At 64.6% G+C, this 26,600-nt stretch carries 25 protein-coding genes; 3 read left to right on the top strand and 22 right to left on the bottom strand.

Going from position 1 to position 26,600, the window contains the following annotated elements; genetic code table 11:
* Nucleotides 1-3: 3 nt before the first annotated feature.
* The 9 genes from F623_RS0106845 to F623_RS0106885 all read right to left on the bottom strand — a co-directional run bounded on the left by F623_RS0106845 (nt 4) and on the right by F623_RS0106885 (nt 9,042).
* Nucleotides 4-618 (bottom strand): response regulator transcription factor, encoded by a 615-nt coding sequence (locus F623_RS0106845; protein ID WP_018861451.1) that lies wholly within the window; start codon nt 616-618, stop codon nt 4-6.
* Nucleotides 619-623: 5 nt separating this feature from the next.
* Nucleotides 624-2,048, bottom strand: coding sequence for an HlyD family type I secretion periplasmic adaptor subunit (locus tag F623_RS0106850; protein WP_018861452.1), 1,425 nt, complete (start codon nt 2,046-2,048; stop codon nt 624-626).
* Nucleotides 2,045-4,216 carry a type I secretion system permease/ATPase gene (locus tag F623_RS0106855; protein WP_018868670.1) on the bottom strand — a complete coding sequence of 724 codons (2,172 nt, stop codon included), beginning with the start codon at nt 4,214-4,216 and terminating at the stop codon, nt 2,045-2,047. The genes F623_RS0106850 and F623_RS0106855 overlap by 4 nt, the downstream gene beginning before the upstream one ends.
* 215 nt (nt 4,217-4,431) lie before the next feature.
* Complete coding sequence (tadA, locus tag F623_RS0106860) at nt 4,432-4,959, bottom strand: tRNA adenosine(34) deaminase TadA (protein ID WP_018861454.1); 528 nt, start codon at nt 4,957-4,959, stop codon at nt 4,432-4,434.
* Nucleotides 4,949-5,452, bottom strand: a complete 504-nt coding sequence (locus F623_RS0106865) for a glutathione peroxidase (protein WP_018861455.1) — start codon at nt 5,450-5,452, stop codon at nt 4,949-4,951. Before F623_RS0106865 ends, tadA begins: the two co-directional genes overlap by 11 nt.
* Nucleotides 5,445-6,098, bottom strand: a complete 654-nt coding sequence (locus F623_RS0106870; protein WP_018861456.1) for an ABC-type transport auxiliary lipoprotein family protein — start codon at nt 6,096-6,098, stop codon at nt 5,445-5,447. Before F623_RS0106870 ends, F623_RS0106865 begins: the two co-directional genes overlap by 8 nt.
* A 2-nt stretch (nt 6,099-6,100) precedes the next feature.
* Nucleotides 6,101-7,114, bottom strand: coding sequence for an MlaD family protein (locus F623_RS0106875; RefSeq protein ID WP_018861457.1), 1,014 nt, complete (start codon nt 7,112-7,114; stop codon nt 6,101-6,103).
* Nucleotides 7,111-7,890 (bottom strand): ABC transporter ATP-binding protein, encoded by a 780-nt coding sequence (locus F623_RS0106880; RefSeq protein ID WP_018861458.1) that lies wholly within the window; start codon nt 7,888-7,890, stop codon nt 7,111-7,113. The genes F623_RS0106875 and F623_RS0106880 overlap by 4 nt, the downstream gene beginning before the upstream one ends.
* A gap of 3 nt (nt 7,891-7,893) precedes the next feature.
* Complete coding sequence (locus F623_RS0106885; RefSeq protein ID WP_018861459.1) at nt 7,894-9,042, bottom strand: MlaE family lipid ABC transporter permease subunit; 1,149 nt, start codon at nt 9,040-9,042, stop codon at nt 7,894-7,896.
* A gap of 125 nt (nt 9,043-9,167) precedes the next feature.
* On the opposite strand from F623_RS0106885, the gene F623_RS0106890 reads away from it, so the two are divergent.
* Genes F623_RS0106890 through F623_RS0106900 form a run of 3 tightly spaced genes read left to right on the top strand, consistent with a single transcriptional unit; the run spans nt 9,168 to nt 13,125 of the window.
* On the top strand, nt 9,168-10,094 hold the full coding sequence (locus F623_RS0106890; protein ID WP_018861460.1) for a MoxR family ATPase: 927 nt from the start codon (nt 9,168-9,170) through the stop codon (nt 10,092-10,094).
* Entirely contained in the window at nt 10,076-11,086 is a 1,011-nt protein-coding gene (locus tag F623_RS0106895) for a DUF58 domain-containing protein (RefSeq protein WP_026278656.1), read from the top strand. The genes F623_RS0106890 and F623_RS0106895 overlap by 19 nt, the downstream gene beginning before the upstream one ends.
* Nucleotides 11,083-13,125: a transglutaminaseTgpA domain-containing protein gene (locus tag F623_RS0106900; RefSeq protein ID WP_018861462.1), complete on the top strand. Its 2,043-nt coding sequence runs from the start codon at nt 11,083-11,085 to the stop codon at nt 13,123-13,125. The genes F623_RS0106895 and F623_RS0106900 overlap by 4 nt, the downstream gene beginning before the upstream one ends.
* Nucleotides 13,126-13,236: 111 nt before the next feature.
* Here the strand turns inward: F623_RS0106900 and iscR are convergent, their stop codons facing one another.
* From iscR to F623_RS0106965, 13 genes are all read right to left on the bottom strand, one after another.
* Nucleotides 13,237-13,716: a Fe-S cluster assembly transcriptional regulator IscR gene (gene iscR, locus F623_RS0106905; RefSeq protein ID WP_012982722.1), complete on the bottom strand. Its 480-nt coding sequence runs from the start codon at nt 13,714-13,716 to the stop codon at nt 13,237-13,239.
* Nucleotides 13,717-14,014: 298 nt separating this feature from the next.
* On the bottom strand, nt 14,015-14,611 hold the full coding sequence (locus tag F623_RS0106910; RefSeq protein ID WP_081616576.1) for a L,D-transpeptidase: 597 nt from the start codon (nt 14,609-14,611) through the stop codon (nt 14,015-14,017).
* Between the two features lie 10 nt (nt 14,612-14,621).
* A complete protein-coding gene (gene purF, locus F623_RS0106915; RefSeq protein ID WP_026278658.1) occupies nt 14,622-16,130 on the bottom strand; it encodes an amidophosphoribosyltransferase in 1,509 nt (502 codons plus the stop codon).
* Between the two features lie 29 nt (nt 16,131-16,159).
* Nucleotides 16,160-16,738, bottom strand: coding sequence for a CvpA family protein (locus tag F623_RS0106920; RefSeq protein WP_018861466.1), 579 nt, complete (start codon nt 16,736-16,738; stop codon nt 16,160-16,162).
* 94 nt (nt 16,739-16,832) lie between these two features.
* Nucleotides 16,833-17,414 (bottom strand): SPOR domain-containing protein, encoded by a 582-nt coding sequence (locus F623_RS0106925; RefSeq protein ID WP_018861467.1) that lies wholly within the window; start codon nt 17,412-17,414, stop codon nt 16,833-16,835.
* Between the two features lie 102 nt (nt 17,415-17,516).
* Complete coding sequence (locus tag F623_RS0106930) at nt 17,517-18,848, bottom strand: folylpolyglutamate synthase/dihydrofolate synthase family protein (protein WP_018868672.1); 1,332 nt, start codon at nt 18,846-18,848, stop codon at nt 17,517-17,519.
* 8 nt (nt 18,849-18,856) lie between these two features.
* Nucleotides 18,857-19,813, bottom strand: coding sequence for an acetyl-CoA carboxylase, carboxyltransferase subunit beta (gene accD / locus F623_RS0106935; protein WP_018861469.1), 957 nt, complete (start codon nt 19,811-19,813; stop codon nt 18,857-18,859).
* Nucleotides 19,814-19,848: 35 nt separating this feature from the next.
* Complete coding sequence (gene trpA, locus F623_RS0106940; protein WP_018861470.1) at nt 19,849-20,682, bottom strand: tryptophan synthase subunit alpha; 834 nt, start codon at nt 20,680-20,682, stop codon at nt 19,849-19,851.
* Nucleotides 20,679-21,887, bottom strand: coding sequence for a tryptophan synthase subunit beta (trpB, locus tag F623_RS0106945; protein WP_018861471.1), 1,209 nt, complete (start codon nt 21,885-21,887; stop codon nt 20,679-20,681). Before trpB ends, trpA begins: the two co-directional genes overlap by 4 nt.
* Nucleotides 21,884-22,513, bottom strand: coding sequence for a phosphoribosylanthranilate isomerase (locus tag F623_RS0106950; RefSeq protein ID WP_018861472.1), 630 nt, complete (start codon nt 22,511-22,513; stop codon nt 21,884-21,886). The genes trpB and F623_RS0106950 overlap by 4 nt, the downstream gene beginning before the upstream one ends.
* Nucleotides 22,514-22,582: 69 nt before the next feature.
* Nucleotides 22,583-23,371, bottom strand: coding sequence for a tRNA pseudouridine(38-40) synthase TruA (gene truA, locus F623_RS0106955; RefSeq protein WP_018861473.1), 789 nt, complete (start codon nt 23,369-23,371; stop codon nt 22,583-22,585).
* 64 nt (nt 23,372-23,435) lie between these two features.
* Nucleotides 23,436-24,149: a hypothetical protein gene (locus F623_RS0106960; RefSeq protein WP_018868673.1), complete on the bottom strand. Its 714-nt coding sequence runs from the start codon at nt 24,147-24,149 to the stop codon at nt 23,436-23,438.
* 37 nt (nt 24,150-24,186) lie between these two features.
* The gene (locus tag F623_RS0106965; protein WP_018861475.1) at nt 24,187-26,595 is read right to left on the bottom strand and encodes a FimV/HubP family polar landmark protein; all 2,409 of its coding nucleotides are present in this window, start codon (nt 26,593-26,595) and stop codon (nt 24,187-24,189) included.
* Nucleotides 26,596-26,600: the final 5 nt, after the last annotated feature.

Raw genomic sequence — 26,600 nt, forward strand, 5'->3', positions numbered from 1 at the left:
AAATCAGACGGTCGGGTGGGATTCGCGCAGGCGAGTCAGGTGGAGCACGAGCTGGACACGGTCGTCCACGTTGAGCTTCTTGAAGACGGAGCCGAGGTGCATCTTGACGGTACGCTCGGTCATGCCGAGCTGGCGTGCGATTTCCTTGTTGTGCGCGCCGGTGGTGACGGCCAGCGCGACCTCGCGCTCCCGGGGCGTCAGGTTATCGAAGCCCTCGGGCGGGGTTTCCGGATCGCGGGGCTGGGCGCTGCGGACGGTACGAATCATGCGGGTCATCAGGTCGGGGCCGACCCACAGCCCGCCACCCGTTACGGTCGCGGCGATCGTGCGCAACTGGGTGGCGTTGGCCAGCGTATGGCAGTAGCCGTGGGCCCCGGTATCGAACGCACGAATGCCTTCCTCGTCGTGCGGGTGGCGCGAGTGCACGATGACCCGATGCACCCGGGTCCTTTGCTCGACGTGCACCTCCCAGTCGGCCAGGTCCGTGCCGATCCAGCAGGCCTCGGCGCCCTCCGGCAACGTCGCCGGAAACGGCGGGCGCAGCACCTGGGCGTCCGGGAAGGCCTCTTCCCAGCGCGGTGAAGGCCGCGACGCCCGGTCCACCATGAAGATCTGCATATCGATCAGCGCTCCGTAAAAGCCAGCTCGCCCGCGCGGAGGATCGGCTTCAGCAGGTACTGCAGGATGGTGCGACGCCCGGTGATGATATCCACCTGCGTGACCATCCCGGTCATGATCGGGTGTTCCTCGTCGAAGCCTGTTTCCTCGGTTCGTACGCGGACCTTGTAGTAGGTGTTGCCGTCGTCGTCGGTAATGGTGTCCGGGCTGATGTGCTCCACGGTGGCATCCAGGCCGCCGTAGATGGCGAAGTCATAGGCCGTGAACTTCACCTTGGCGTTGAGTCCCGGACGCAAGTAGGCAATGTCCCGCGGCGAGACCCGCGCCTCGATCAGCAATTCGTCCTCCAGCGGCACCACCTCGGCCACCTCGCGCCCGGGCGAGATCACGCCACCGCGCGTGGTGATGAACATCCGCTGCACAATACCCGCCATGGGCGAGCGCACCTCGGACAGCCGCACACGGTCCTCCAGGCCCTCGGTGCCCTCGGCCAGTTCCTGCAGCCGCCCAAGGGTGTCGGCGAGCTCCGAACGCCACTGATTGCGGAAATTCAGCCGCACCTCTCGGATCTTCTCTTCCGCTTCCTCGATCGCGGCGTCCAGACGGGCGATCTGCGCCGTCGCCTGATCGCGGTCGCCGCGGGCGTTGGAGACCTCGCGGCGCAAGCGCAGGATCTCCACTTCGGATACCGCCCCGCTTTGCACCAGCGGTTCGGTAACCTCCAGCTCGCGACTCGCCAGCTCCAGGGCTCGGATGGCCTGGCTGCGTCGCGCCCTTACCTCGTTCAGCTCCTCACGTCTTTGCCGCATCTGTTCCTCGGCAATGCGAATCCGCGAGCGCAGCTCGTCCAGGCTTTCTTCGTAAAGCTGTTGCTCCTGCTCGACGATGGCCTGCGGCCCTTCCTGCAGGTCTGGTGTAATCAGGAACGGGGTTTCCGTCAGCAGCGCCATCAGGCGCGCCCGGCGCGCCTTCAACGCGAACTCGCTGGCCCTCGCCTCGCCCAGGTCGGACAGGAATCGCGTCGGGTCCACACGCACGAGCACATCGCCCTGTTCCACGACATCGCCTTCTCGCACCAGCACATCGGAGACCACGCCCCCGTCCATGGACTGCAGCACCTGAAGGTTCTGCGACGGAATCACCCGCCCGTCCGCGCGGGCCACCTCGTCGATCTCGGCAATGGAGGCCCAGTAAACCAGCAGGCCCAGCGTGATCAGGATCCCGTAGAGGAGCGCGCGGGCGCGGATCGGACGCTCCTGTATCTGCGTCCAATCGGCGTCCGATGCCCAGTTGCGGTGGTCGCCCCCACCCTTGGTCAGCCAGGGGCGAAAGATCCGGTCCACCATCGGCGCACCGACCTTTCCGGTGTGGTCCATACCGCGGCCGAGTGCCTCGAACCCCTGGCCGTCCCTGCGCGTGCGTTTACTCATGCCTGCGCCTTGCCTACGCGGCCTTCCCGCAGGGCTTGAATCACCTGATCCTTCGGCCCGTCGGCCACCACTCGGCCCTGATCCAGCACGATAATTCGGTCCACCAACTCGAGCAGCGAGGTACGGTGCGTCACGATCACGGTGGTGCGTCCCTGAATGAACTCCGCCAACCGACGCTTCATCCCCTGCTCGGTGGAGTTGTCCATGGAGCTGGTCGGCTCGTCCATCAGCAGCATGCTGGGCTCATGCAGCACGGCCCGCGCCACGCCGACACTCTGCTTCTGCCCGCCAGACAGCCGGCCCCCGCGCTCTCCGACCTGCAGGTCGACACCTTCTGGATGGGTATTGATCAGATCCTCGATGCCCGAGATTGCTATCGCCTTGCGGATGGCCTCGTCGCCGGCCAGCGGATCGGCCGCCACCAGGTTCTCGCGCAGGCTTCCGTAGAACAGCATGACCTCCTGGCCCACATAGCCCAGCGACCGCCGCAGCTCGGCCGGGTCCAGCTGGCGCACATCGATTCCGTCCACCAGCACCGCCCCGGAGGTCGGCTGATAAAGACCCATGATCAGCTTGGCCAGGGTACTCTTGCCGGAGCCCACGCGCCCCAGCACGGCGACGTGTTCGCCCGGCTCGATCTTCAGCGAAACACTCTGCAACGCCGGCGTGGCGGACTCGGGATAGGCGAGACCGACATTGCGAAACTCGATGGCGCCCTCGAACCGCTCACGGCTCAGGAAGTGCGAGTCCGCCGGGCGCTCCACCGGCAGCGCCATGATCTCGTTCAGCGAGCCGAGTGCAGTCGAGGCCTGGTGATACTGCATCAGCAGCCCGGCCGTCTGACTGATGGGCGCCATCGCGCGCGAGGAGATCAGGTAGGCGGCAATCAGCCCACCCATGGAGAGATCTCCCTCCATTAACAGGAACACACCGAGCACAATGATGGCGACGCCCACCGTGTGCTGTGCCCACATCGCCGTGTGGGTCACGCTTGCGGTCAGCAGGCGGTTCTGTGCACTGGTCCTTGCCAGATGGGTCGTTGCACGCTCCCAGGTTGCCTGCACCCGCCCCTCCGCCCCAAGGGCCTTGAGAGTCTCGGCGCCCGCGAGGCTCTCGACCAGGGTCGAGTTGCGTTGCGCGGCAACGCGGTAGCTTTCTTCCGCGAGTGCATGCAGCTTGCGATGGATCGCCGTGGCGTAAAACAGCAGTAGCAGCGCACCGATCGCCACGGGGATCGCCAGCGGCCAGGCGATCAGCGCGATGATGGCAATGAACATCAAAGCGAACGGCAGATCGACAAAGGCAATGATGGTCGCCGACGATATAAAGCTGCGCACCGACTCAAACGCGCCAATGTTCGATGCAAACGAACCCACCGAGGCCGGTCGATTCTCCATGCGCAGCCCCAGCACACGCTCCATGATGTGCGAGGAGAGTTTTACATCCGCACGCATCGCCGCCTTGTCGACAAAGTGGCTGCGCATGGTGCGCAGGATCAAGTCCGCGATCAGCACGATGACCACACCCGCCGCGAACATGAACAGCGTCTCGGTCGCGTGATTCGGGACCACGCGGTCGTACACGTTCAGCACGAACAGCGGCATCGCCAGTGCGAAGAGGTTGATCATCACCGCCGCGATCAGCACATCGCGATATAGCGGCCGGTTCTCGCGAATGACCCGCCAGAACCAGTGCCCCTTGCTCTCCTTCGAGACCCGCGGCGCGCGCGCGTCCATACGGAATTCGGGGCGTACATAGATGGCTCGGCCTACGTAGCGTTCTTTCAGCCGGTTCAGGGGGACTTCGACGACCGCGTCACCGAGCTCCGGATCGATGACCCTGGCGACGCTCTTGTCTTCGTTCCATCCGACCAGCACCCAGGCTTCGTTCTGGTCCAGCAGCAACAGTGCGGGCAGCAGGTCGTCCTTCAGGCCGCGCGCGTCACGGGTGACCGTCCGTGTCGTCAGGCCTGCGCGCTGCGCAGCGCGTGGTACCAGGGAGGGACAGAGCCGCCCGTCATCCAGCGGCAGACCGGCAAGCGCGGAGTCCGGCGTCAGGCGCAGCCCGTGCATGCGGGCAATCAGAATCAGCCCACCGAGAAGGGTGTCGGCTCGACCTTCCGTGTCGACAACGGGCAGTTCCGGTTCGAGAGCGTCAGCGTCGTCCATGGGTTCCGTCTCGGGAGCACTCGAGGCGGAATCCAGGACGGGATCCCCGCGGTCATCGTTGGAAGGAGGCTGGCTAATCGGTACACCCCGGCATCTGGACGCAGAATCCCGGCGGCCCCGCGCACCCAGTCGGTGCAAAACGTGAACGCCGTCTCATATTGATTTGATTCTGCGCCTCAATGCGCCGGTGGGCAACGGCCTTGGATCACGCGGATCTAACGCTTTCGGCGTAGACGAAAGAAACCTCTCAACAACTCGGAAGACCGCTCTGCCTCGATCCCTTCGATGCATTCCAGACGGTGGTTATGAGCGGGGTGATGCAGCAGGTCCATCGCACCTCCAGCGGCCCCAGTGCGAGGGTCGGACGCCGCAAACACCAGCCGCCCTACCCGCGCGTGGATCATCGCACCAGCGCACATCGAACACGGCTCAAGCGTTACATACAACGTGGTGTCGGTCAGTCGATAGTTGGAACATCGCTGTCCCGCTGCGCGCAGGACTCTAATCTCTGCGTGCGCAGTCGCGTCATGCTCGCTGATGGGGGCATTATGCGCGGCCGCGAGACAATGCCCTTCCGCGTCCACCAGTACAGCGCCCACGGGCACTTCGCCCACCTCGGCTGCCCGCTCGGCATGTCCGAGCGCTACCTTCATCCAGAAGGCATGCGCACCGCGTTCCGTAGGCGCTGGTCCTTGATCGCCGGGTCTAATGCTCCGCGGGTCGAGTTCGAGTTCAGCCGCCATCGCCCGGGCGCGGTTCAGCAAGGGCCGTTTCGATCCTGTCGACCAGGTCCTGCGGCTTGCGCTGGGGAGCAAATCGGTCGATGACGGACCCATCTCGGCCGATCAGGAACTTGGTGAAGTTCCATTTGATGCCCTGAGTGCCCAATGCACCGGGGACTTGCTGCTTGAGATGTTTGTACAGCGGGTGGGCGCCCTCGCCGTTGACCTCGATCTTTGCGAGTACCGGAAAGGTGACCCCAAAACGCGCACCGCAGGCGCGTATCGTCTCCGCATCACCCGGTTCCTGCCCCCCAAACTGGTTGCAGGGGAAGCCAATCACACGAAAACCCCGATCGGCGAACTGCTCGTGCAATGCCTGCAGGCCTTCGTACTGGGGGGTAAACCCGCATTCACTGGCTACATTGACGATCAGCAGAACATCCCCGCGAAACGCGCCAAGCAGTTGCTCGCTGCCGTCGGCGGCATGTACCGAGAAGTCGAAGACATTAGTCATCATCCATGCCCCCGACCTCTTCCAGGATTGCGTCTTCCAGGTCAACCAGAACCTCGGCCGTGGCACGCGACAGAGCCCCCACCAGCTGCGACGCAGAGCGCCGTTCCAGGGGCTGCTCGGATTCCAGGTGCACCAGACGGCTTCGCTCGCCCTGACTCAACTGGGCGCGCAGTCCCATATGCCCGGTGCCCGAGGCCGCCAGCCCATTGGATTCGATCCCGTTCGCACCGTCCAGATCGCCGTACAAAGCCGTAATCAGCACGTGGACCCGAATCGCGGGACGTCCCTGTTCGCGTACAGCGGCCGCATTATCGACCAACTCGATTGCCGCACCGCTGCGCGTCCAGCGTTCGCGCAACAACTGCTCGACCTGCTCCGAAGGCCTCAGGAACCACTCGTTGTAGTAGTCCGACTCGTACTGATGGTTTCCCAAACGGTACACCAGCCCATTGCCGGCATAAGCCGGGGCGACACGGACCGAGCCCAGTTCCACTGCCACAGGTTCGTCGGCCGTACGTGCCGCGGGCTCGTCTGGTAGTTCCAGCAGATACCAGGCGCGATCGACCGGTTCGCGTTCGGGCAGCAGGGTGCAGCCGCCCAGTAACAGCGCCACAAGCATCAGGATCGGGGTTTTCCACCAGTTCATGCTCATTCCTTGTCCATACGGCTGCGCGGGGGTGGCGCACCAAACAACGCACCACCGGGGTTGCGGCGAACATCATCGGACAGGCTGCGCAGGCCCGAGATCGCACCTTGCAGTTCGTCCATTGTCTCCAGGAGCTTCGACTCGCTGACATCCATGCCACGATCAAGCCGCTCGACCATCGAGTCCATGCGATCGATCAGACCCGCGACATCGGCTGCCTCGGCCGTACGGCGCAACTCGCGGATGGCCTCACGGGTTTCCGTCGGCAAAGCCTGCGTATCCGGATGGTCGACGAGTTGCTCGACCGACTGCATCACGCGGTCCGCGGTGCGCATGGTCTGCTCAAGCTCCGAAATCAACTCATCGGCTCGTTGATTCAGACCCGCCGTATCCAGGCTCGACACGGTTTCGTCAACGGTGATCAATACCGAATTCAGGTTTTCGATCACCCCCTCGATATCGAGCCCGTCGATCCTCATGAGCAGGTTTTCCGCGTACTCCATGAACCGGACGGCGATGCTCGGGGAGGACGGAATGTAAATTGACCGGGGCTCCCAGTCGTGTTCCAGCGGCGGGTGTTCTTCCGGGTCCGAGAAGTCCGCTTCCAGATAGTTCATCCCTGTAATGCCCTGTGCCGCGATCCGCACGCGCAGCCCGGCGTCGACCAGGCTCTTGAGGATCTCTGGCTCGAACTCCTGCTCGCGGGCAGTGGCCGCAAACCGGTCGGGCCACAGGCGCGCCTGCACCATCACATAGCGTTTGCGATCGCGCGGGTCGACATCGCGCTGGTATTCCACAGACGTAAATCCAAGCTCGGTAATCTCGCCGATGGTCACGCCCCTGAATTTCACGGGTGCTCCGACCTCCAGTCCCTGGACCGACGAGTCGATGTAGGTTTCGATCGGGATGGACGCACGAAAGAGATTGCCCGCGGTCATGATGGTCAATGCGACCACCAGCGCCACCAGGCCGCCTACGATGAACAGTCCAAGGCCAAAATGTTGTCGGGCACTCATGTGGATCTCTCTTCGGAGTCGGCCGAATCGGCCCGTTGCAGGAAGCGCTGTACCCACGGGTGATCGGATGTGTCGCGCAGAGTCGCCGGGTTCCCTTCGGCAACGATGCTCTTGCTTTCCTTGTCGAGCATAATGACCCGGTCGGCAATCGCAAAAATACTGGCCAGTTCATGGCTGACGATCACAATGGTCATGTCCAGGCTGCGCGCCAGGCGCAGGATCAGCCGGTCGAGCCCCGCCGAGGTGATCGGGTCCAGCCCGGCTGAAGGTTCATCCAGAAACAGCACTTCCGGGTCCAGCACCATCGCACGCGCGATCGCAGCGCGTTTCTGCATCCCGCCACTGATTTCCGAAGGCATGAAATTCGCGAACTCGCCCAGCCCCACCAACTGAAGGCGTGCCTGCGCAATCGCATCCATCGCCTCGCGCGGCAGGTCGGTGTGGACCTCCAGCGGTAGCCGCACGTTCTCCAGCAGGGTCATGGACCCGAACAGAGCGCCCATCTGATACATCACGCCCACCCGTCTCAATATGCTTTCGCGCGCCTTGCCCTCTGCGGTGGTGATATCCGCGCCAGCAATCCAGATGTGGCCCTGCTGTGGCGTGTAAAGCCCGATCATGTGCTTGAGCAGGGTACTCTTGCCGCTGCCGGACCCCCCGAGAATCACGAAGATCTCGCCACGCTGGACATCGAAGTCGAGGTTCCTCATCAGTACAAAATCACCGAACCCCATGGTGAGCTCGCGAACCTTGATCACCGGCTCCGTATTCGCCATTCCTCACACCCCCATGTGGTAGAAGAGGACGGCAAACAAACCGTCAAACACCACGATCAGGATGATCGAGGTGACCACCGCGCTGGTGGTCGAGATCCCCACAGCGGCCGCACCGCTCGCCGTTTGCAGCCCGCGCAGACAGCCCACGCCCGCGATCAGCAGACCAAAGATCACCGCCTTGAATAACCCGGAGAACAGGTCCGACAGGCTGAGTGCCATCGTTACCTGATTGAAGAATGCGACCCAGGGAATCCCGAACCCCTGCATGACCACCGCGGCGCCCAGCAGGCCGATCATGTTCGCGTACATTGCGAGCAACGGGGCAACCACGATGCCAGCCAGCACCTTGGGCAACACCAGGAAACGCACCGGGTCGAGCCCCATCGTTTTCAGGGCGTTGACCTCCTCGTTGACTTTCATCGTGCCGATCTCGGCGGCAAATGCGGCCCCGGAGCGGCCGGCCAGCAGGATCGCCATCATCAATGGCCCCAGCTCGCGGAACAACGATACGGCCACGAGATTGGCGACGAAGATCTCGCCGCCGAACTGGCGCATCGCAATCGCAGACTGGAATGCCAGGATCACGCCCAGCAGGAAGGCAATCAGGGAGACAATGGGCAGCGCCTGGAAACCAGCCGCCTCGGCGACCCGAAAAGTATCGCCCCAGCGCACCTGGCGGGGATTCAGCAGCGCCGCCCCCAGCGCCCGCGTCAGCTCGCCAACGAAGCCGAACTGCGAATAGGCCGCCTGCCCCACTCGGGAAACGGCCTGAAGCGCCTGTGCCAGGGCACCTCCACGATCTTCATGGCGTGCGGGCTCTACGGTTTCCAGTTCGCGGTACGGTGTCAGCTGTTCTTCCACCAACCCCTGAACACCGACCAACTCAACGCCCCTGCCCGCACGCTCGATATCGCGCTCCAGCGCGTGCAGCAACGCAGCGCCCGCGCCGTCGCAGTACACGAGGTCACTGACATCCAGTGTTACGGCGGTCTGCGTACCCTGTGCAAGTTCTCGCACCCGGCGACGCAGAGGCGACCAGACACGCTCCACTGCATGCACGTCCAGCCGACCGGCCAGATGCAGGCGGGCATCCGGCGAGGCTGTGGCATCATAGTGAAACGTCTGGCCCGAATCGGCGGCCTGCTTGTCCATACTGTCGCTCGTGGGGCAATTGCGGCCATGGTAGCCGTAAAGTCACCCGACACGCGAAACGGGGATGAGCCAACCCTGCTCGTCTGCCTCTTGGCCACCCGACACCATCCACTACGAGGAGCCCAATGCCTGCGGCCAACGAAGCTCTACACCAGGTCGAAAGCGCACTGAACGATATCCTGCTAGGCAAACCGGATCGCGTCCGGCTGGCGCTCACCTGCCTGCTGGCCAATGGCCACCTGCTGATCGAGGACCAGCCGGGCGTTGGCAAGACGACCCTCGCGCACGCGCTGGCCGCGGCGATGAACCTCGATTACCGCCGCGTGCAGTTCACCAGCGATCTCCTGCCCGGCGATGTCCTCGGGGTTTCCGTATTCGAGCAGGGCTCCGGCGAATTCCGCTTCCATCCCGGGCCGATCTTTACCCAGATCCTGCTGGCGGACGAGATCAATCGCGCGCCCCCCAAGACCCAGAGCGCGCTGCTCGAGGCGATGGAAGAACGCCAAGCCAGCGTGGAGGGCACCACCCGCCCCCTGCCCGAGCCATTCTTCGTAATCGCCACGCAGAACCCGGAAGAACAGGTCGGCACACATCCCCTTCCGGAATCCCAGATGGATCGCTTTCTGATGCGCATCGAACTGGGCTATCCCGACACCCGCGCCGAGCGCGCGTTGCTCGAGCGCGGCGGTGCCGCGGTGGCGCCCGTCGCCCATCCTGCCCCGAGTGCGATCGTCACACCCGACGACCTGCAGGGATGGCAGTCCCGGATCGCCCAGCTGCATGCCGAACCGGTCGTGCTGGACTATCTGCAGGACCTGATTCAGGCGAGCCGCGACCGCGCACGCTTTGCCCACGGGCTCTCGCCACGCGCCGGGCTGGGTCTGCTGCGCGCCGCACGAGCCCATGCCTACCTCGACGGACGCGACTACGTGACCCCGGACGACCTGGCGGACGTCCTGCCGGCCGTGGCCGGCCATCGTGTCCGTGCCCGCGAACCGGACACCCCCGCACGCACGGTGGAACGGCTGCTGGAATGCGTGCCGGTTCGTTAGGGAAACATCTGCCCGAAGGCATGATCCGCTGGGTCACGCGGCGCCATCGCGCCGACGGGGCGCAGACCACGCTTGGCCGCGACCGTATCTACATCCTGCCGACCCGGGCCGGTTACACCCTACTGGCGATCCTCGGCGTGATGCTGCTCGGGGCGATCAACTACTCCAACAACATGGCGTTTCTGCTGACCTTTCTCCTGGTGGGGATCGGCCACAATGCCATCTGGTACACCCATCGCAACCTGCTCGGGCTCAAGGTGTCGGCGCTTTCCACAACACCGGTGTTCGCGGGCCAGCCGTTGTCTGTCTCCCTGCGCTTGGAGGATACACGCGGGCGCGACCGTGAGTCCTTGCACCTGAGCATCGGCGGATACACAAGCGAAGCCGTTGCGGTACCGGCCAACGGGCGGCAAGTGGCCACTGTGCCCCTGCCGGTGCTCGGACGCGGGGTGTACCGACTACCCCGCCAACACCTGGGCACCCGGTACCCGCTCGGTATTCTGAATGCTTGGAGTTGGCTTGGGCTGACCAGCGAGATGCTCGTGTATCCGCAACCCGTCGATCCAGGCGCCGCCCATACTGGCCTCGGAGACGAGGCCGGCGTCCAGCGCCGTCAGGATGATGCGTCCACACCCGATCACATCCGTCCGTACCGCCCCGGAGACCCGCCCGGCCGTATCTTATGGAAGGCGCTGGCCCGCACCGGCAAGCTGCACATACGCGAGACGGTCGAGGGAGCCCGCGACACGTTCTGGATCGACTGGTCCGCAATGCCGGCCAGCGACACCGAGACGCGCCTTTCCATGCTCTGCCATCAAATCCTGGCTGCCGAGGCGGAGGGCCGCGCATGGGGGCTGCGCCTGCCCGACCAGATCCTTCCACCCGGGCGGGGCCCCGCGCAAAGGGAACGGGGCCTGCGCGCCCTCGCCGAATACCGCTTCGAGCCGATCCCCTTGCCGATTCCGGAAACAACCAGGGGAACGAAGAAGTGAACCGTGTGCGCCGGCATCATTCGCCAGAATTGCGGGGCCTTGAACTCGCCCTGCTGGCCCTGCCGGTAGCCGCCCTTCCGCATGCCTGGTACCAGCCACCGTGGGTCACGCTGATCGTGGCGGCCGCCGTCCTGCTGCGGACCTGGCTCCATCTGAGCGACCGCAAGCCTCCTTCCATTGGCCTGATGGCCATACTGGCGGCGTTCGCGGGCGGGATGACCTTCCTTCAATACGGCACCCTTTTCGGACAGGAGGCGGGCACCGCGCTATTGCTGGTCATGATGGCGCTCAAACTGCTCGAGACGCGCAACCGCCGGGATATCGTGATCGGCCTGTTCCTCGGATATTTTGTGGTGGTCACCACCTATTTCTTCGACCAGTCGTTGGTGATCGCCGCCTGGTCCCTACTGTCCACCTGGCTGCTCACCGCCGCACTGATCCAGGTGCATGCTGGGCGAACCCTCGAACGACGCCGTCTCGCGAAGCAGTCCGGCTGGATGATCGTCCACGCTCTTCCGTTCATGCTGATCCTGTTCGTGGCCTTCCCGCGTGTACAGGGGCCACTGTGGGGCGACCCACAGCGTGACGACGTAGCCACCACGGCCCTCTCGGGCGAGCTCAATCCTGGTGACATCGCGGAACTCCTGCAGGACCAAACCACTGCGATGCGTGTCCAGTTCCATGACGCCGTGCCACCGCCCCGGGCTCAGTATTGGCGCGCACTGGTCATGACGAACTTTGACGGGCGCCGCTGGCAGGCCGAGGGCGGGGAATCCAGTATTGAGCTGCCCTCGCCCGGCAAGCCGGACGAGGTAGTGGCCTACACCGCCACGCTGGAACCCACCCGTGTGCGTTACCTGCCGGTGCTCGACTATCCCGTTTCCCTGCCGGACAACGCCGAATACCGCGACAACCACCAGGTCATACGTGATCGGCGGATCGTGAACCGTATCCAGTACGTCGCCGAGGCGGACCTGACGCGCCCACCGGGCGGCGATGCCCCCCTCAGCGAAAGCGCCCGTGAACGCGCCCTCGAGCTTCCGCCCAGTGCGGCTCCCCGGGCCCGCGCCGAGGTCGCCCTCTGGCGCGCCACGCATGGCGACGATGACCGCGCGATCATCCAGGCGGCTCTTGATCGCTTCGCGGCTGCACCGTACCGGTATACCCTGCAGCCACCTACTCTCGAGGGCGATGTCACCGACCAGTTCCTGTTCGAGACTCAGGCGGGTTACTGCGAGCACTACGCCTCCGCGTTCGCCGTGCTAATGCGCTCGGCGGGGATTCCCACCCGCGTGGTTACGGGCTACCAGGGCGGAGAATGGATGCAGCGGGGCGAGTACCTGCGCCTGCGCAATGCCGACGCACATGCCTGGAACGAGGTATGGCTGGATGGCGAGGGCTGGATTCGCGTCGACCCCACTGCGGCGATCGCACCGGAACGCATCGAAGCCGGCATTGGCGGCCTGACCGGTGGCGAGGGCGAACCCGTGCCCGATTTCCTGCGCCGCGATGGACTCGGCTGGGTGCAGCAACTCCGGTTTGGATTCGAGGACTGGCGCGATTTCGCCCGGTTCCGCTGGGAGAGCTGGGTGCTGGCATTCGATCCCGAGCGCCAGCGCGAACTCTTCGCGCGTTTCGGGCTCGACGCGACCGATTGGCGCGACATCGTCATTGCACTCGGCACCGGGTTTGGCCTGCTTGCCGTCGTGGCCCTGGCCTGGAGTGTGTGGCGTCGGCCTCGCCGCCCTCGCGCTGCGCCGGACCGGCTCCTGCAGCACCTATCCCGGCGGATCGAACGGCAGCAGGCAGGACTGGGCCGACACGCGCACGAGCCCGTCGTCACATGGACCCGACGGGTCAAGGCTGCACGGTCCGATCTCGCGCCGATCGTCGATGCCTTCGCCGAGCACTACAATCAAACCCGCTTCGCCCCCACTCGGCCCGATGACCGGGCCAGACATCTGACGGCCCTGCGGCGACTGGCTGCATCCGACCTGCGGAAGCCAGCCGCCGGCCACCCCGTACCACGGATGACGTAGGATTTTCCCAACAAGAAAAGGCCCGGCCGGATCCAGCATCCGGTCGGGCCTTCGGGTCTTCCAAGGCGGCGCCGGGAGGGAGTCCCGGGCCGCTGCGTCGTCCGGCCGTTATCAGGCCGCGTCGTTACGGAAGATGAAGTGGTGCCGGGCACCGCGGCGCTCGTCCTGACGGCGAGCGACCTTCTGCACTTCCGGGCGGTTGGCGAACTGCGCCAGTGTAATGCCGTCCAGGAAGTCGTACAGCTGCTGGCTCAGGTCATCCCAGAGCTCGTGCGTCAGGCAGCGTTCCCCATCCTGGCAGTCCTTGTGGCCCTTGCAGCGGGTCACGTCCACCGACTCGTCAACCGCTGTAATGATGTTGGCAATGCTGATCTGATCCGCGCGCTTGGCCAGGCGGTAACCCCCGCCGGGACCCCGCACGCCTTCCACCAGGTCGGCCTTGCGCAGCTTCGCAAACAGTTGTTCCAGATAGGACAACGAGATGCCCTGGCACTGCGAGATGTCGGCCAGGGTCACCGGTCCCACCCGATCATGGATCGCAAGATCCATCATGGCGGTCACCGCGTAGCGGCCCTTGGTTGAGAGTTTCATGTCTAAAGCCTCCGAGAAACCGTGATTGTGCGTGTCGAGGTCGACATCCATTCACAGAATCGAATCCGTTCACCTTTCCTGACAATGATAGTCAGGAATAATTCCCTTCTTACCTGACAGTTGTTGTCAGGAATAATTCCATGATTGTATCAGGCGATTGCCGGGAATTCACGTACACCAGACGCAGGTTATTGTGAGAGCCGTCAGAGACTCTCGGAGTTCCCTCGGAAATAGTTAGAAAATTAGGAACTTCTGGATCAATGCCGACTTCGGCCCGATGGGGGCAGCAAAGTCGGGCTTAGACAGGCAGGACGCGACCCGCTTCGTAATCCGGGCCGTTCAGGATCACGACGAGGGTGCCCACCGGGAGGCGAGGAAACAGTTCGATGACCTCGTCGTTACGCATGCGCACACAACCTTCTGAGGCTGGCTCGCCAATGCGTCCCTCTTCATCCGTACCGTGGATGTATATGTAACGCTGATAGGAATCGATACTGCCCCCGCGGTTCAGGCCAGGCTCCAGCCCCTCGAGCCAGAGGATCCGCGAGGTGATGTTGTCCCGGCGACTACGCTCGCCTTCGCCCGTCAGGATCTCGGCAATCTCGCCGGTATTGGCGCGCGCCCGGAACACAGTACCCGGCGCGGCACCATCGCCGAATCGTTCGGCAATACGATGGAGGCCCAGCGGGGTCTTGTAGGTTCCATCCTGGTTTCCGATGCCACGCTCCGAAGTCGAGACATCGAAGACATCCGTGACCTTGCCGCCTTCCCAGACATAGAGGCGTTGCTGGTCGACACGCACGACGACCGTCGGCAGCGTCGCTGCGCCGCCGCCGGCCTGTTTTCGTGCCGCTTCGATGACCGGCTCGATCCACTGCAAACTCGGCAACGTCACTACTCTCTCGTCATTTCTTGTTGGCCAGATCCAGTACCTCGCCCGCCACTGGTGTGTTGACGAGTCCCTCGCCGCGCAGCGACGCCAGGTGTTCGAGGTAGTCGTGGGGCAAACCCGTAACGTACTCGCCGGTAAACACGGAGCAGTCAAAGGTCTCGATGCTCCGGTTACCCCGCCGCACGGCTTTTTGCAGGTCTTCCAGGTCCTGATAGATCAGGCGGTCGGCGGCGATCGCCTCACATACTTCTTGTTCGTCTCTTCCATGGGCGATGAGTTCATGCGCCGCGGGCATGTCGATGCCATAGACATTCGGGTAGCGCACCGGGGGGGCGGCAGAGGCGAAGTAGACCTTCCTGGCGCCGGCCTCTCGCGCCATCATCACGATCTCGCGCGACGTGGTACCGCGTACAATGGAGTCATCGACCAGCATTACGTTCTTGCCGCGAAACTCCAGCGAAATCGCGTTGAGCTTCTGGCGGACCGATTTCCGCCGCTTGGTCTGCCCCGGCATGATGAACGTACGGCCGATGTAGCGGTTCTTGATGAACCCTTCTCGGTACTTGATGTTCAGTTCGTGCGCCATCTCCAGCGCAACCGTGCGCCCGGTATCCGGAATGGGCACGATGACGTCGATGTCGTGATCCGGCCAGACACGGCGGATCTTTTCACCCAGCGCGGTGCCCATCCGCATCCGCGCGCGATGCACGAACACGTTGTCGATCACCGAATCCGGTCGGGCAAAATATACGTGCTCGAAGATGCAGGGGTTGAGCTGCGTGTCTTCCGCACAAACACGCGTCGAGAGCTCGCCCTCGGGTGTAATGAACAAGGCCTCGCCGGGTGCCAGATCGCGCTCCAGTTCGAAGCCTTGCGACTCCAGCGCCGCACTCTCGGAGGCGACCATCCATTCGCGCCCCCCCTCCTCGCCTTCACGCGAGCCGTAGACGATGGGGCGGATACCATGCGGATCACGAAAGGCCAGCAGACCGCGACCGGCGATCATCGCGACGACGCCATATGCGCCCTTGGCGCGCTCGTGCACACGCTCGACCGCGTTGAACACGGAGTCGGCGGTCAGGCCGTTGTCCAGATAGCGCAGGAGCTCCTGTGCGAAGACGTTCAACAGGATCTCGGAGTCGGAATCAGTATTGATGTGCCGACGATCGGTCGCGAACAGGGCCTGCTTCAGTTCTCGGGCATTGATCAGGTTGCCGTTGTGTCCGAGCGTGATCCCGAACGGGGAGTTCACGTAGAACGGCTGGGCCTCGGCGGAGCTCGAGCTGCCGGCCGTCGGATACCGCACATGACCGATGCCCATGTTGCCGATCAGACCCTGCATGTGCTGATTGTTGAAGACGTCCCGCACCAGACCGTTGTCCTTGCGCAGGTGCAGCCGGCCTAAGTCGTCGCAGGTCACGATGCCGGCGGCATCCTGTCCACGGTGCTGCAGCACCAGCAGGGCATCATAAAGCGGCTGATTCACCGGGCCACGCCCGACGATTCCGACTACTCCACACATACGGTTCAGGGCTCCAACAAGGCGGTCGACTAGCGTTGGTCGGCGGGGGGCTCGGTTTCCGGTGCCGATGGTTCACCGGCCGGCTCATCCACGGCGGGATCGGCTGGGTCGTCGGCCAGTAGGCTGCCGATCTGTTCCTGCCAGCTGTCAGGCAACTGCGCGACCATCCACTCGACCAGGCGTTCGAACTCGGGAATCAGGCGACTGTTCTCCCACCAGCCCTCCTCGGGCATCAGTGTCAGAGAGGCCGCAAAGACAAGTACCGCGACCAGAACCACGCCGCGCAGCAGACCGAAGATCACGCCCAGCGAACGGTCGGTGCCCGTCAGGCCGCTGCCGCGCACCAGACGATTGGCCAGCACCCCCAGGATGCCGCCCACGATCAGCACTGCGATAAAGATCAGCGCGAACCCGACCCCCAGGCGCAATGTGGCATCCGACAGCGCCTCGGGCAGCACTTCGGCGACCTCGGCTGCATGCCGAATACCCAGCCAGATGCCCACAATCCAGGTGGCAAGCGAGAACGCCTCGCGCACAAACCCACGAAACAGACTGATAAGCCCCGAGACGACAATCAGGGCGATAATGACCAGGTCGATCCAGTTCACGCGCGGCGGACTTCCGGTGCGAAAAGGCTGCGTAGTGTACCGCAGCGCCTCGAAGTTCGCAGGCGGCTGCCTGCGTGTCCACGGTCGTGGGAGATCATGGGAAGGTCACCACAATGCCCGTGATATCGAAATCGTCCTTCAGTTCCTCGACCAGCTTCTGGGCCTCGTCGCGCTGAGCCACCGGACCCACCTTGACCCGATAGATGCTGCGACCTTCGGCCTCGGACTCGTCGATAAAGGCTGGCCAGCCGGCGTCACGCAAGCGTGATTCCTCTTCCCGCGCATTCCCACCGGCCCGATAGCTGCCCACCTGCACGGCCCAACCCGCTTCGATCGCGCGCGACTCCGGGGCTCGTGTCAGCGGTTCCGGAGTGTCGGCTTCATCGTTGTCCGCCGCGTCTTCCCGGTTCTCCTCGCCATTCTCCAGTGCCTGAAGATCGGCGATTCGCACTTCCTCGCCCCGCTCCCGCTCGGCTCTCGGAGGCGCATCCTCACGTTCGGAAGGAAGCGCGATATCCGGTGCCGCAAAGGTCGGAGCGTCGGGAACCGGGTCATCGATGCCGCTCATGTATTCGTAACCGGCACCGTCGAACAACCACGGGAGAAAGATCACGGCGATCACAATCAGGATCACCGCGCCCGTCAGGCGAAAACGAATGGGACTGTCCGTGGTCATGCCGTGATGGTATTGGAATCCCGCATGTCGGGTCTTGTCCGCGACATTACGCCGCGTCCACCCAGTCGGGCAAGGCAAGTGTGCGAAAGCTTTCTTGCGTCCCTAGCCATGAGCGATGCCTTTCGGTACGGAATCGGGTGGCAATGACTCGCGCAGAGCCGAAGCCGCCAGGTCCGGGGCCTGTTCGAGGATCGCCGCCACCGTGTGGAACGAGCCGAACACGACACACCGTCCCTGGGCTCCGGCCAATTCCTTCGTTTGTTCAAGCGCTTTCTGGATCTCGCCCACCGGCCGGACGTCCGGCTGGCCGGCCTCTTCCAGTTCCGCCGCCAGGTCGTGTGCAGGGAGTGCACGCGGGAGATCAAGCGGGATCGGGACCCAGACATCGACCAGACCGTGCAGCTCGCGCCACATGGCCCTGCGTTCCTTGTCGGCCATGACCGCCACCAGCGCGACGGTCCGCCCTGCGGAGGGATTGTCACGCAACCAGCGCGCGAGCTCGGCGACTGCCTGCGTGTTGTGGGCCACATCCAGTAGCCACTCCGGAGACCCGCCCAGACATTGCAGACGACCGGGCGGGCGAACCTGAAGCGCCCGCTCCAGCGAGGCCGAGCTTAGCCCGGTGCCCATGCCAAGCGACTCGACCACGGCCAGCGCGGTTGCGGTATTCGCGAGGACGGCACCGCTCAGCCCCCGCGCCAGCGGGACATTCCACTCCACCTGAGCGCCATTCCAGCACCAGACGAGCCGTTCCTGTTCGACCAGCAGGTCAAAATCGCGCCCCAAGCGGACGGTAGGACACCCAAGCGCCCGAGCCTGGTCCAGCACGCTCTGTGGAGGCGACAGCTCCCCGATTACCACTGGGTGCCCTGCGCGCATGATGCCGGCCTTCTCGCGTCCGATCACCTCGCGCGAATCCCCCAGCCAGGCTTGGTGGTCGAGATCCACGGCGGTAACCGCCGCCACATCCGCGTCCCAGATGTTCACCGCATCCAGGCGCCCGCCAAGCCCGACCTCCAGCACCTGCACATCGACGCGGGCCTCGCAGAAAAGCCAGGCCGCGGCCAAAGCGCCAAACTCGAAATAGGTCAGCGAATCGTCACCCCGGGCCTGGTCGATCGCCTCGAAGGACCTGCACAGGTCCACGTCCGCGGCCGGCACGCCGTTCAGGCGGATGCGTTCGTTGTACTGAAGCAAATGCGGGGAGGTGAACAACCCCACATTCAGACCCTGCGCCTGCAACAGCGCCGCCGTACGCGTGGTTACGGTGCCCTTGCCGTTGGTGCCGGCCACAATGACCGTACGGGGCGTCCCCGGGCCGCGCAGCCCCAACCTGTCGGCGACCAGGGCAATACGCTCCAGGGTGAGGTCCATGCCAACCGGATGCAGTCGCTCCTGGAAGGCCAGCCATTCAGCCAGTGTGGCGTTGCGCACGGAGGGAGTCAGGTCGAGCGCGGGGCATCCGACGATTCGCTGGCATCATCCGCGCGAATCACTTCCACCTCCGGCTCTTCCTCTTCGACCGGGGCCGCCTCAGGGGCCGGAGCCGGCCCATGAGTCAGCATTCCCAACACGGAGGCCAGACGGCGGCGCATCTCGCCGCGCTCAATGATCATGTCGACCGCCCCGTGTTCGAGCAGAAATTCTGACCGCTGGAAGCCCTCGGGCAGCGTCTCGCGGACGGTCTGCTGGATCACGCGCGGACCGGCAAAACCGATCAGGGCATTGGGCTCCGCGACATTGACATCGCCGAGCATCGCGAGGCTCGCGGAGACACCGCCCATGGTGGGGTCGGTCATCACGGATATGAACGGGATACGCTCCTCGCGCATCCGCGCCAGCACCGCGCTGGTCTTGGACATCTGCAACAGCGAGAACAAGGCCTCCTGCATCCGCGCCCCGCCGGACGCGCTGAAACAGACGAGCGGAATACGCTGTTCCAGCGAACGGTTGGCGCCACGGACAAAGCGCTCGCCCACGGCCGAGCCCATGGACCCCCCCATGAAGCGGAAGTCGAACGCAGAGGCCACCAGCGGGCGCCCCATCAACTGGCCCTGCATGACGACCAGCGCGTCGCGTTCGCCGGTCGACTTCTGCGCGGCGACCAGGCGGTCCTTGTATTTCTTGGAGTCACGGAACTTCAGGACATCGGAAGATTCGATCTGGGCGGCGATTTCCTCGCGCCCCTCCTCGTCGAGGAAGGTTTCCAGCCGCCGCCGCGCACTCATCCGTCGGTGATGCCCGCACTTCGGACAGACATCGAGATTGCGTTCCACCTCGGGGCGATACAGCGTGGCGTCGCAACCCTCGCAGCGCACCCACAGCCCCTCGGGCACGCCCCGTTTGTTGCTGTTGTCGGTACGGATGCGCGAAGGCATCAGCTTTTCGAACCAGCTCATCCTGAATCCCTCAGTCCTGCGAGCGCTGCATTCTACTACACCGACGCCTCGACGCCGGACGCACGCACGCGGTCCATTTCCACGCGCATTCCCGCTACGACTTCGGACGCCGCATGGGCGAACCCGGCCGGATCACCGTCGAACTCCTCGGCGAGACGCACGATCGCGCTGCCCACCACGACGGCATCCGCTACGCGCGCGACCTGCCCGGCCGTCTCCGCATCGCGAATACCAAAACCCACGCCCAGCGGAAGATCCGTGTGCTGGCGGATGGCTTCCAGGCGCTCGGCCAGCGCCGAGGTATCCAGCGTCTGCGAGCCGGTCACGCCCTTGAGCGACACGTAGTAAATGAAACCCCGCGCCGCGCGCGCCACATGACCAATACGCTCGTCGGAGGTCGTGGGCGCTACCAGAAAGATCGGTGCAATCTGCGCGCTCTCCAGTAGTCCCGCAACTTCGTCACACTCCTCGGGCGGCAGATCCACCGTCAGCAGACCGTCCAGCCCCGCCTCACGGGCCTTTTCGACAAAGGTCTCGTAACCCATGCGTTCGACCGGGTTGAGATAGCCCATCAGCACCACCGGCGTCTCGGCGTCGGTCTTGCGGAACTCGGCCACCATGTCCAGCACGTCCCGCAGGCTGGTGCTATAACGCAGCGCCCGTTCGCAGGCCTTCTGGATCACCGGCCCATCTGCCATCGGGTCGGAGAACGGGACCCCCAGCTCGATCAGGTCCGCACCCGCCTTTACCAGCGCATGCATCAGCGGAACGGTGGCGCCCGGCTCCGGGTCACCCGCGGTCACATAGGGCACCAGCGCCGCGCGGTTCTCCGACCGCAACTTGCCAAAGCGTTGCTCGATGCGAGTCATAGCGTGATTCCTTCGCGTTCCGCCACGGTGTTGAGGTCCTTGTCGCCCCGACCCGACAGGTTCACGATAATGCTCTGGTCCGGACGCATCGTCGGGGCCAGTTCCAGGACATGCGCAATCGCGTGTGAGGTCTCCAGCGCCGGGATGATGCCCTCGGTACGGGTGAGCCGATGAAAGCCCTCCAGCGCTTGGTCATCGGTCACGGCGACATAGCGCGCACGGCCTGTGTCCTTCAGCCAGGCGTGTTCCGGCCCGACGCCCGGATAATCCAGCCCGGCCGAGACCGAATGCGTCCCGACGATCTGCCCATGCTCGTCTTCCATCAGGTAGGTGCGGTTGCCATGCAGCACGCCCGGCTGCCCGGCACAAAGCGGTGCCGAATGCCGGCCGGACTCGATGCCCGCGCCTGCGGCCTCGACGCCAATCATTTCCACGGACTCGTCATCCAGGAACGGATGGAACAGGCCGATCGCATTCGATCCGCCGCCAACACAGGCCACCAGCGCATCCGGCAGCTTGCCGGTCATCTCCAAGTGCTGCGCCCGCGCCTCGCGGCCGATCACGGCCTGGAAGTCTCGCACCATGGCCGGATACGGATGCGGGCCTGCAACGGTACCGATGATGTAGAAGGTGTCGTCGACATTGGTGACCCAGTCGCGCATCGCCTCGTTCAGGGCATCCTTCAGCGTACGCGTGCCCGATTTCACCGCCACGACCTCGGCCCCGAGAAGACGCATCCGATAGACGTTCGGTGTCTGCCGCCGCGTGTCCTCTTCGCCCATATAGATCACGCATTCCAGCCCCAGACGCGCAGCCACGGTAGCGGTGGCCACGCCATGCTGGCCGGCACCGGTCTCCGCGATGATCCGGGTCTTGCCCAGGCGCTTCGCGAGCAGGGCCTGGCCGATGGTGTTGTTCACCTTGTGCGCGCCGGTGTGGTTCAGGTCCTCGCGCTTGAAGTACACCTGTGCCCCGCCAAGCTCTCTCGAAAGACGCTCGGCGTGATACAGCGGATTGGGACGACCGACAAACTGCTGCAGATCATGGTCCAGCTCCGCCATGAAGTCGGCATCGCCCATATACTGCTCGTACGCCTTTTGCAGCTCGTCCAGCGCGCCCATAAGGGTTTCGGATACAAAGCGCCCGCCATAGGGCCCGAAATGCCCGCGGGCATCCGGGAACGCCGCCCAGTCGATCTTGCTCATTCGTTCACCTCGCATTGGCGCACGGCCTTCACGAAGGCCTCCATGCGCCGTGCATCCTTGATCCCCGGGGCACTCTCGACTCCGGAGCTTACGTCGACCCCGTACGGGCGCAGGTGTTCCAGCGCCTCGCGTACCGAATCCTCGTCCAGTCCCCCGGCCAGCAGCCAGGGCCGGTCCAGCGCCTCGGGCACCGTGTCCCAGTCGAACCGGTGGCCGGATCCGCCGCTGCGCCCGGCTCCATGGCTGTCCAGCAGAAAGCCCTGCGCCTGGGGGTGGGCGTCCATCACCGGCCGCGGATCACCCCCCTCGTTCATCGACACGGCCCTGAGATAGGGATACCCGAAACGCGTACATTCCGCTGCCGACTCATGACCGTGAAACTGCAGGCAGTCCAGGCGTACCCCGGCCAGGACCTGCTCGACGTGTGCCGGGTCCGGGTCGACGAACAGTCCGACCGTGGTCACGAACGGGGGCAATGCCGCCGCGATCTCCGCCGCCTGGTCGGACTCGACATAACGGCGGCTGGGCGGATGGAACACCAGGCCGATCGCGTCGGCCCCGGCACGTGCCGCGGCCTCCGCCTGTTCCGGCGTCGTGATTCCGCAAATCTTTACCCGATAGCGCATCCCGCTCCGGCCTCAATTATCAAGCGGCAAAGCGTACCAGAAGCACGGCGGCTAGCCTCTTTCCCGCAATCAGACCGCCCCATTGCCCGGGATCCCCTCCAGTACCGGCCCCTCGGCACTGGGGAGAGCGAATTCGGGCGGGTAGTCTACGTGAACGAAATAAAGCCCCCCGGCCGGGGCCGTGATGCCCGAGACTCGCCGGTCGCGGGCGGCGAGGATCCGCGCGGCCCAGCCTGGCTCCTCGCGTCCGTCTCCGATCGCCAGGAGAACTCCGGCAATGTTCCGCACCATGTGATGCAGGAAGGCATTGGCATGGATATCCAGGATCACGTAGGAACCGCGCCGCTGGACACCAATCGAATGTATATTCCGAATTGGTGATTTCGCCTGGCATCCGGCGGCACGGAGGCTGGAAAAGTCGTGCTCGCCAACAAAGGTCTGCGCCGCGTCATGCATCCGTGCAGCATCCAGTGGGCGTCGCCACCACGCCACCCGCCCGGCCTCCAGTGCGGGGCGTACCGGTCGATTCGCGATCACATAGCGATAGCGACGGCCGAACGCCTTGAAGCGTGCATGAAAATCGTCGTCGACCGGCTCGGCCCAGCGCAGGGTGATCCCGTCCGGCAGACGACTGTTCACCCCCAGCACCCAGGAATGCCGTTCCCGGACCGCCGCAGTATCAAAGTGCGCCACCTGAGCGGTCGCATGGACCCCCGCATCCGTGCGTCCCGCGCAGGTGAGCTCAATCCCCTCGTTTGCCACGAAACTCAGCGCCGCCTCCAGGTGCCCCTGGACGCTGGCCCCGTCCTTCTGGCGCTGCCAGCCCAGCAACCCGCGCCCGTCGTACTCGATTCCCAACGCCCAGCGTTGACGGGCCGGATCCGTATCACTTGCCGTCAATGTTGTCCTTGGCATCACCTGATCACCACCACCAGGCAAGCCCGCCGACTGCAACCGCCACAATCCACAACCACACCACCGCCCCCGCACCCCCTTGGGGAACTGTGCTGCTGCGCCCGGTGAACGCGTCGGTCGCCAGCTCCGGCACCTCGCCACTCAGGGCACGATCCAGACGCACGATCAGCCAGTCCCGCGCCCCATGCAGCCGCTCGCGCCACCCGCCACGAAGCCCCTCACGCTCCCGTTCAATATCCACCCGGTCCGACTCGAACAGCGCCAGAGCAAGAAACAGCCGTTGCGCGAACCGCTCACCCCACCCGCCAAAGCAACCACGAGGACCCGCCAGAAACGAAGACAGCGCCCGAACCAGCTCGCCTCGCGAGAACCGCTCCGTCAGCCAGACGACCAGGACTACCACCAGGGCCAGCGCCCCAATCCGCCAGAATGCCTCGATCAAGCCAGCCAGCGCGGGGCCTTCTGGTGTTTCGACCGGCCAGACCCCGAAGAACACCAGTAAAGACAGATAAAACCATTTCAGTCGCCAGAGCAGGCGTCCGCAGCGTTCCCAGGCAAAGGGCCCCGCCCACACAAGTCCGGCAACCCCCAGCAGCACCGCCAGCACCACGACCGGTTTAGCAGTCGCCAGCATCGCCGACAACAGCAAAACGGCCGGGAGCGCCCACAGGGACGCCGATCCGGCCGTCTCGTACTTGATGTCGAAACCCCGTCGCCTCATCGCGACAGGATACTGCTTCAGCAGATCCGATGGCGGATCACGACCCGTCCAGTTGTTGGCGAATCGCTTCCGCCTTTGCCTTCTGCTCCTCGGTGCCGGAGGCGACGATCTCGTCAATCAATTCACGCGCCCCCTCCTCGTCGCCCATGTCCGCATAGGCCTGGGCGAGGCTCAGACGCGTTTCATTGTCATCATCCGCGCCAACCGGTTGGGCGTCGCCCGGTGCCGACGAAGCCGTCTCCGCTTCGGCAGACGGGGTATCCTCGTCGCCCAGATCCAGGGCTGGAATATCGCTTCCGGCCTCCGTGTCCTCCCGCCCGTCATCATCCAGGTTGGGGAGATCACTGTCATCGATATCGAACGAGAGGTCGTTCAGGTCATCCCCGCCCTCGTCTGCCTTCTCGGGGGCCGACGGCTCCACGCCATCCCGGTCGAACGAGTCTTCAAAATCGAAGGAAAGGCCGGAATCCACCTCATCGGGCTGTCTGGCGGATTTCGCTGTTTCATCGGCGCCGGATTCCACATCCGGCAGTTCCAATCCGGAAAAGTCAATTTCGTTGCGGGCATCTACGTCACCGCTTGGTGTCGGCTCTGCAGCCGGCACCTGCTCATCGTCATCAGCCGGGGAGCTGCTCGACCCGGGACCAACATCACCGGCCCCACCGATACGCGACTCAAGCTCGGCCAACTGATTCCGGGTATCCAGGTCATCGGCCGCCATGCGCTCACGCAGGCCTGATGCAGCCTCGCGCGCCCCCGCCTCGTCGCCAAGCGCCACGCGCGCCTCGACCAGTTTCAATCGATACCGGGTGTTCTCCGGATCGCGCTCGATGGCCTGGGTGAGCGTCTCTTCGGCCTGATCGTTCATCCCGTAGGCAAGGCAGACATCCACTTCGGCCAGCACATCGTCCACTGAGGAGTCCCCACTGGAACTGACCACCACCGGTTCGCCGACCGACTCTTCCGGCTCATCGGGCTCGACCGGCTGATCACGATCGTCTTCTTTTCCGGCGACCGCACCAGCGGCCATGCCGGTCACGGCGCCACCAACGGCTGTCGCAGCCCCGGCAACGGTCGAACCGCTCCGAGCTTCATCGACTTCGCGCGCCTCGTACCCCGCCGGTTCCACTGCCGATGCCTGCACACGGCTGTTGTCCGCACGCCCCGGCATGCCAGCGGCGCGCTCTTCGACCACCATCTCACGCCGACCGCCCCGCGCGAACGCCATTAGTACCAGCAGTAGCAGGATCACCAGCGCGATCGCCATCATCAACAGCAGCGGGTCGTTCATGATCCGTTCGTGCAGCGGGGCGTTGCGTTCTGCGTCCGCCCGGTCGAGTCGCGCCATCAACTCGTTGCGTTCCGCGCGCAGCTGGCTCAGCTGTTCCTCCAGCTCGGCCATGTTCTCGCTCGAGATCTCCGCGAGACGGCCGCGCTCACCGAGCTCCTCGCGCAGTTCGGAAATCTCATCGCGCATCCCCTCCATCTCCGCGCGCTGGGACAACATCGCTTCCTGGAGCAGATCGGGGGACTCGGCTGCGGCAACCGCGCCTTCATCCGTCTCGGGGAGGAGCTCCGTCACGATCTCCAGCCGGTCGTCGGCAACTGCCGCCTCGTCTTCCTCGTCCACCGCGGCCACGTCGTCCTCGGCCGCGACCTCGTCTTCCTCGGGAACGGCTTCATCGTCTTCCGCAACGACCTCGTCCTCTTCCGGGACCGGCTCGACTTCCGGCTCCACCTCGGCCGCTTCTTCGGGCTCTGGCTCCTCGCGCGCGGCCGTCACGGTGCCGTCACGCCAGACCTGCGTCTGGCGCTGGACTTCTGCGCGCGCCTCCGACGCGCTTCGCTGTTCGAGTTCGGAACGCGACGGGACCGTCAGTTCTGCACCCGCACGAAGAGTGTTGATGTTCTGCTCGGCGAACGCATCGGGGTTGGCCTCCAGGAAGGCCAGCATCGCCTGATCGGCCATACCGGCAAGACCCGCGCGTTCTACGATGCGATACAGCGTGTCACCACTGCGTACGGTGTACGATTCGCCCTCGCGCGGCATCGGTGCATCCCGGCGCGCGGGGGCGTCGCGGGCGGTTTCTCGCGGCACCGGCGCGGCTGCATCCGCGGGCATAGTGTCGGGCGGGTCCAGGAGCAGGGAGACTTCGCGCATCGAGCGTCCGCCATCCCAGCGAGCCTCAAGGAGAATCCCCACATATGGCTCGCGAACCGCCTGACGGGTGGTCAGCACCACGCGTCGATCCGCACCCTGTCCCTGAACCTGGATATTCAGATCCCCCGGTACACTTCCGCGGTTCATGCCGGAGCGACGATAGTCGCTTTCCGAAGCCTGCCGCACCTGCAGCGAGTCACTGGCCGCGGCACCGCCTCGCAGAGGAATCTCCGCGCGCAGGGCCTGATTCAGATGGGATTGCAGGCTGACCTCACCAAAACTCACCGAGT

The organism is Thioalkalivibrio sp. ALD1, from assembly GCF_000381245.1.
In the GTDB taxonomy this organism is placed as follows: domain Bacteria; phylum Pseudomonadota; class Gammaproteobacteria; order Ectothiorhodospirales; family Ectothiorhodospiraceae; genus Thioalkalivibrio.

Excerpts from the sequence above, each read along its gene's own strand:
- F623_RS0106895 (WP_026278656.1), top strand. The coding sequence starts at position 10,076 with ATGCGTGCCGGTTCGTTAGGGAAACATCTGCCCGAAGGCATGATCCGC.
- F623_RS0106885 (WP_018861459.1), bottom strand. The coding sequence starts at position 9,042 with ATGGACAAGCAGGCCGCCGATTCGGGCCAGACGTTTCACTATGATGCC.
- F623_RS0106845 (WP_018861451.1), bottom strand. The coding sequence starts at position 618 with ATGCAGATCTTCATGGTGGACCGGGCGTCGCGGCCTTCACCGCGCTGG.
- iscR (WP_012982722.1), bottom strand. The coding sequence starts at position 13,716 with ATGAAACTCTCAACCAAGGGCCGCTACGCGGTGACCGCCATGATGGAT.
- purF (WP_026278658.1), bottom strand. The coding sequence starts at position 16,130 with ATGTGTGGAGTAGTCGGAATCGTCGGGCGTGGCCCGGTGAATCAGCCG.
- F623_RS0106880 (WP_018861458.1), bottom strand. The coding sequence starts at position 7,890 with ATGGCGAATACGGAGCCGGTGATCAAGGTTCGCGAGCTCACCATGGGG.
- trpB (WP_018861471.1), bottom strand. The coding sequence starts at position 21,887 with ATGAGCAAGATCGACTGGGCGGCGTTCCCGGATGCCCGCGGGCATTTC.
- F623_RS0106850 (WP_018861452.1), bottom strand. The coding sequence starts at position 2,048 with ATGAGTAAACGCACGCGCAGGGACGGCCAGGGGTTCGAGGCACTCGGC.
- accD (WP_018861469.1), bottom strand. The coding sequence starts at position 19,813 with ATGAGCTGGTTCGAAAAGCTGATGCCTTCGCGCATCCGTACCGACAAC.
- F623_RS0106870 (WP_018861456.1), bottom strand. The coding sequence starts at position 6,098 with ATGAACTGGTGGAAAACCCCGATCCTGATGCTTGTGGCGCTGTTACTG.
- F623_RS0106950 (WP_018861472.1), bottom strand. The coding sequence starts at position 22,513 with ATGCGCTATCGGGTAAAGATTTGCGGAATCACGACGCCGGAACAGGCG.
- F623_RS0106865 (WP_018861455.1), bottom strand. The coding sequence starts at position 5,452 with ATGACTAATGTCTTCGACTTCTCGGTACATGCCGCCGACGGCAGCGAG.
- F623_RS0106925 (WP_018861467.1), bottom strand. The coding sequence starts at position 17,414 with ATGACCACGGACAGTCCCATTCGTTTTCGCCTGACGGGCGCGGTGATC.
- tadA (WP_018861454.1), bottom strand. The coding sequence starts at position 4,959 with ATGGCGGCTGAACTCGAACTCGACCCGCGGAGCATTAGACCCGGCGAT.
- F623_RS0106890 (WP_018861460.1), top strand. The coding sequence starts at position 9,168 with ATGCCTGCGGCCAACGAAGCTCTACACCAGGTCGAAAGCGCACTGAAC.
- F623_RS0106875 (WP_018861457.1), bottom strand. The coding sequence starts at position 7,114 with ATGAGTGCCCGACAACATTTTGGCCTTGGACTGTTCATCGTAGGCGGC.
- trpA (WP_018861470.1), bottom strand. The coding sequence starts at position 20,682 with ATGACTCGCATCGAGCAACGCTTTGGCAAGTTGCGGTCGGAGAACCGC.
- F623_RS0106855 (WP_018868670.1), bottom strand. The coding sequence starts at position 4,216 with ATGGACGACGCTGACGCTCTCGAACCGGAACTGCCCGTTGTCGACACG.
- F623_RS0106960 (WP_018868673.1), bottom strand. The coding sequence starts at position 24,149 with ATGAGGCGACGGGGTTTCGACATCAAGTACGAGACGGCCGGATCGGCG.